The sequence below is a fragment of the Kosakonia sp. SOY2 genome (assembly GCF_027109175.1).
Lineage (GTDB): Bacteria > Pseudomonadota > Gammaproteobacteria > Enterobacterales > Enterobacteriaceae > Kosakonia.
The window spans coordinates 1-4766 of sequence record NZ_JAPVXH010000013.1; the positions used below are offsets into that span (position 1 = coordinate 1).

The following is a 4766-nucleotide window of genomic DNA, read 5'->3' on the forward strand; positions in this document are numbered from 1 at the left end:
CGTTGTTTTACCATGGTCAACGTGGCCGATAGTACCGACGTTAACGTGCGGTTTTGTACGTTCAAACTTTTCTTTAGACATCGATTGTCCCTCTAAGACACGGATAAATCGGTGATATCACCACATCAACCAGGCAACATGCCCGACTCGTTGAATGCTAATAACAGAAGAGAAACCAGGGAGGAGAAGTGAAGTGGTGCTGATACCCAGAGTCGAACTGGGGACCTCACCCTTACCAAGGGTGCGCTCTACCAACTGAGCCATATCAGCACGTCTTGGAGCGGGCAGCGGGAATCGAACCCGCATCATCAGCTTGGAAGGCTGAGGTAATAGCCATTATACGATGCCCGCATCCTGAAACTCGGCTACCCAGTACTTTCTGTATTATCGGGAGAAGATACTCTCCTAAAGAGCTGATTCACTACTGACACCAACTCAGGTTACGTTTTTGCGTAACCGAAAATGGTGGTGGGGGAAGGATTCGAACCTTCGAAGTCTGTGACGGCAGATTTACAGTCTGCTCCCTTTGGCCGCTCGGGAACCCCACCGGACTTGATGGTGCCGACTACCGGAATCGAACTGGTGACCTACTGATTACAAGTCAGTTGCTCTACCTACTGAGCTAAGTCGGCATCAAGTAGCGCGCATTCTAGGGAGACAGAGGGATTGATGCAACTAAAAAATTGCACAAAACGTTCTATCGCTCACATTTTGCGCGACAAGCCGAAGAAATGCTGTAATTTCATGCAACACCGTGGAAAAAACCACCATTTTTCATGATTCATTCCCATCTATTCTCTCGCCCCCCTTCTCTGCTCAATACCGGGCAGACCTTTGCCAGTGCAGTTGCGTTATCGTGGTGCAATTAAAAGATCGCTCAACGCCGATTCCTCAGCGCTAGGGTGGGATCGTGAAGTGGATCACTAATTGCATCTCCGCTATCACACCCCAGCGGAGGCGTCATCATGAAGATTGTTTTGTTAAATGCAGCCACCTTGCCCGTCTATTGCCCGGAACTTGCTCAATTGCTACTGGACGCATTGCACAGCGGCGCATCCGTGGGGTATCAACGTTCGATCAGCCAACAGGAAGCTGAAAGTAGCTTTTACCGTTTACGCAGTGAACTGGAAAAAGGCGAGCGACTCATCTGGATTGCGCGGGATGAACAGGGCGTTTCGGGCAGCGTCAGTTTACAACTCAACATGCAACCTGAAGCCCTTAACCGGGGACATATCAAACTTCTGCTGGTACATCGCCGCGCCCGCCGCACAGGTGTTGGCAAGAGACTCATTGCTGAACTTGAGAGAGTAGCATGTGCTCGCCAGCGCGGTTTGCTATCGCTTGAAGTGCTGGCGGGTTCTGCCGGAGAAGCGTTCTATCGCTCACAGGGATACCGCTGCCTTGGTGAAGTGCCAGATTTTCTCTGCTCTGCAGATGGTTATTACCACCCGGCAGCCATTTATTTTAAACGCTTATTTGCTGTAAATCAGATGGTTCGTTCTATTGCCAGCTAAAGTGAAGCGCGTGATGCTTTCTACTGAAAGCATCACCTCAACGCGATTTTTCATATTATTCCCTGTCATCTGGTGTTAACCTCCTGCCCATTGATCCCACTTATTTCAATAACGTCGTGCCATAGCATTATCTATAGAGTCTCTCTCTTACTGCGCGCAGGAAGCCAACGCAGCGAGTGATAATGGCAGGCTAATAAAAGCTTATGAGTAAAAAAGAGCAAACGTTAATGACGCCTTACTTACAGTTTAATCGCAGCCAGTGGGCTGCGCTTCGCGATTCTGTCCCTATGACCTTAACCGAAGGCGAGATCGCGAGATTAAAAGGCATTAATGAAGACCTTTCTTTGGAAGAAGTGGCGGAAATATATCTTCCACTTTCCCGTTTACTCAATTTCTACATCAGTTCGAACTTACGCCGTCAGGCCGTTCTTGAACAATTTCTCGGTACTAACGGGCAGCGTATTCCTTATATCATCAGCATTGCGGGTAGCGTTGCCGTAGGCAAAAGCACCACCGCTCGCGTCTTGCAGGCACTACTGAGCCGCTGGCCAGAGCATCGCCGCGTTGAACTCATTACGACCGATGGTTTTTTGCACCCAAACCAGGTGCTGAAAGACCGCGGCTTGATGAAGAAAAAAGGGTTTCCGCAATCTTATGATATGCACCGTCTTGTGCAGTTTGTTTCAGATATTAAATCGGGCGTGACTAACATCACCGCGCCGGTTTATTCACATCTTATTTATGATGTGATCCCCGATGGGGATAAAACGATCTCGCAACCGGATATTTTAATTCTCGAAGGGTTAAATGTTTTACAAAGCGGGATGGATTATCCACACGATCCACATCATGTATTTGTTTCCGACTTTGTTGATTTCTCGATTTATGTGGATGCGCCAGAAGATCTCTTGCAAACCTGGTATATCAACCGTTTCCTGAAGTTCCGCGAAGGGGCATTTACCAATCCTGATTCTTATTTCCACAACTATGCCAAATTGTCGGAAGCCGAGGCGATTGAGATTGCTATGTCATTGTGGAAAGAAATTAACGGTCTAAATCTTAAAGAAAACATCCTGCCAACCCGCGAGCGCGCAAGCCTGATAATGACAAAAAGCGCCAACCATGCCGTGGAACAAGTACGACTACGCAAATAAATAAAAAGGGAGCATGAATGCTCCCTTTTTATTATTCCGCGCTACGAAGCGATATTTCTCCACCCACCCAGGGTTTAATAACGCCGTCCTGCTCAAGTAGCAAAGCACCTTGTGAATCAATCCCGCGGGAAATGCCAAAGATCTCTTTTTCACCAATAATCAACTTCACAGGACGATTAATGAAATTATCCAGCACTTCCCAGCGAGAGAGGAAAGGCATTAACCCCTCTTGTTCAAATTGCTGTAAGGCAGTGCGAAGTTCAATGATCAAGCGTGACGCCAGTTGGTTGCGATCAATGCGCACACCAGCCTCCTGCAGATTAATCCAGCTCTGACTGATATCTTCTGCCTGTGTTTTTCGCATTACAAGATTGACGCCAGCGCCAATGACAATTTGCGCCGCATCGCCGGTTTTCCCCGTTAATTCGACGAGGATCCCCGCGAGTTTACGATCCTGTAGATAAAGATCATTTGGCCATTTGACGCGAACTTGCTCAGCGCCTAAATCGCGCAACACCTCGGCCATAACGATCCCAATGACCAGGCTCAGACCAATTGCAGCCGCCGGCCCCTGCTCAAGCCGCCAGTACATGGAAATATAGAGGTTGGCACCAAACGGAGATACCCATTTGCGCCCACGCCGCCCACGACCCGCCTGTTGATATTCGGCAACACAGGCGTCACCGGAGCGTAAGTCACTTAAGCGATCCAACAGGTACTGGTTGGTTGAATCGATCACAGGTAGCACCGCAACAGAACCCTGCGCGACCTGGCTACTGATAAGGGCTTCATCCAGTAGCTGAATAGGTTCTGGCAAGCTATAGCCTTTTCCCGGCACGGTGAAGACATCTATACCCCAGTCACGTAGCGTCTGGATATGTTTGTTGATAGCAGCACGGCTCATGCCTAAACGCTCACCAAGCTGCTCGCCAGAATGGAATTCGCCATCCGCCAGAATCGAAATCAGCGTTAATGGAACGGTATTGTCTTTCACGCAATAGCCTCCACCGCATTCACCTCGCCAGAAGCTCCTATAAAACGCACTTCCGGTTCCAGCCAGATACCAAATTTATCGCCTACACTCTGCCGGACAAAATGTGCAAGACGCACCACATCTTCGCTCGTTGCGTGTCCGGTGTTAATCAATACTAAAGCTTGTAAGTGATGAACCGCAGCGCCCCCTAATGAGGTTCCTTTCAACTGGCATTGATCGATCAACCAGCCTGCGGCCAGCTTCACTGAACCATCTTCCTGTGGGTAATGCGGAGCATGAGGAAAATGAGCAAGCAGTATGCGAGCTTGCTCAGCCGTGATCACCGGGTTTTTGAAGAAGCTGCCCGCATTCCCGTTCACTTTAGGATCCGGCAACTTGCTGGTACGCATCTGGCAAACGGAATCGAAAACTTGTTGAGGCGTTACAGTCGCGGGATCCAGACGGGTTAAATCACCGTAGATCAGTACAGGCTGCCAGGATTTTGCCAATCGCAGCCCAACAGCAGTAATCGCATAACGGTCCTGATATTCATGCTTAAAGATGCTGTCACGGTAGCCAAAGCGGCAGTCCTCTGCAGATAAACGCTGCGACTTACCGCTACTGAGCTCCATGCAATCTACATAACTGCACACACGTTGTAACTCAACGCCATAGGCACCAATGTTCTGGATAGGAGAGGAGCCCACACAGCCTGGAATTAACGCCAGATTTTCCAGCCCCGGCATGCCTTGCTCGAGTGTGCACCGTACAAGATTATGCCAGTTCTCTCCCGCACCGACATGCAAAAGCCATGCGTCCGCCTCTTCGTGAACGTCAATTCCTTTAATTCGATTGATAATGATCGTGCCGACAAAATCTTCCAGAAACAATACGTTGCTTCCTTCGCCGAGGATCAATACGGGCTGCTGGCTTTGTACTGCAGACTGCCAGGCATTGAGTAGTTGCTGCGTACTTTCGACACAAACAATTTGGTGAGCCTGGCGATCAATACCAAAGGTATTCCAGGGCTTAAGGGAGAGATTCATTAGCGCTATCCTGATGCAAAAACACGGCTAGTTTACCGCATCCGCAGGATGAGCGCTTGTGCTGTTTCGCAGCGTAAAA

General features: G+C 49.2%; 5 protein-coding genes and 4 tRNA genes. 2 read left to right on the forward strand and 7 right to left on the reverse strand.

All coding sequences use genetic code 11. The features are described from left to right. From O3S68_RS24115 to O3S68_RS24135, 5 genes are all read right to left on the reverse strand, one after another. On the reverse strand, window positions 1–81 hold an 81-nt coding region (locus O3S68_RS24115), incomplete at its 3' end, for an elongation factor Tu (RefSeq protein WP_003842260.1). Window positions 82–194: 113 nt separating this feature from the next. Next, window positions 195–270, reverse strand: a tRNA-Thr gene (locus tag O3S68_RS24120). A gap of 6 nt (window positions 271–276) precedes the next feature. Then, window positions 277–351, reverse strand: a tRNA-Gly gene (locus O3S68_RS24125). Between the two features lie 112 nt (window positions 352–463). Further along, window positions 464–548 (reverse strand) — tRNA-Tyr (locus tag O3S68_RS24130). An 8-nt stretch (window positions 549–556) separates the two neighbouring features. Next, window positions 557–632, reverse strand: a tRNA-Thr gene (locus tag O3S68_RS24135). Window positions 633–965: 333 nt separating this feature from the next. Here O3S68_RS24135 and O3S68_RS24140 point away from each other — a divergent pair. Together O3S68_RS24140 and coaA are read left to right on the forward strand one after the other, a co-directional pair. Beyond that, window positions 966–1514 carry a GNAT family N-acetyltransferase gene (locus O3S68_RS24140; RefSeq protein ID WP_020456056.1) on the forward strand — a complete coding sequence of 183 codons (549 nt, stop codon included), beginning with the start codon at window positions 966–968 and terminating at the stop codon, window positions 1512–1514. 203 nt (window positions 1515–1717) lie between these two features. Next, window positions 1718–2668: a type I pantothenate kinase gene (gene coaA, locus O3S68_RS24145; protein ID WP_017460033.1), complete on the forward strand. Its 951-nt coding sequence runs from the start codon at window positions 1718–1720 to the stop codon at window positions 2666–2668. A 31-nt stretch (window positions 2669–2699) separates the two neighbouring features. Here the strand turns inward: coaA and birA are convergent, their stop codons facing one another. Both birA and murB read right to left on the reverse strand, forming a co-directional pair. Then, window positions 2700–3662, reverse strand: a complete 963-nt coding sequence (gene birA, locus O3S68_RS24150; protein WP_269232679.1) for a bifunctional biotin--[acetyl-CoA-carboxylase] ligase/biotin operon repressor BirA — start codon at window positions 3660–3662, stop codon at window positions 2700–2702. Continuing rightward, window positions 3659–4687 (reverse strand): UDP-N-acetylmuramate dehydrogenase, encoded by a 1029-nt coding sequence (murB, locus tag O3S68_RS24155; RefSeq protein ID WP_269232680.1) that lies wholly within the window; start codon window positions 4685–4687, stop codon window positions 3659–3661. Before murB ends, birA begins: the two co-directional genes overlap by 4 nt. Window positions 4688–4766 lie beyond the last annotated feature (79 nt).

Bases quoted from the DNA above. Each gene is read 5' to 3' on its own strand.
- O3S68_RS24140 (WP_020456056.1), top strand. From the start codon at position 966: ATGAAGATTGTTTTGTTAAATGCAGCCACCTTGCCCGTCTATTGCCCG.
- coaA (WP_017460033.1), top strand. From the start codon at position 1,718: ATGAGTAAAAAAGAGCAAACGTTAATGACGCCTTACTTACAGTTTAAT.
- murB (WP_269232680.1), bottom strand. From the start codon at position 4,687: ATGAATCTCTCCCTTAAGCCCTGGAATACCTTTGGTATTGATCGCCAG.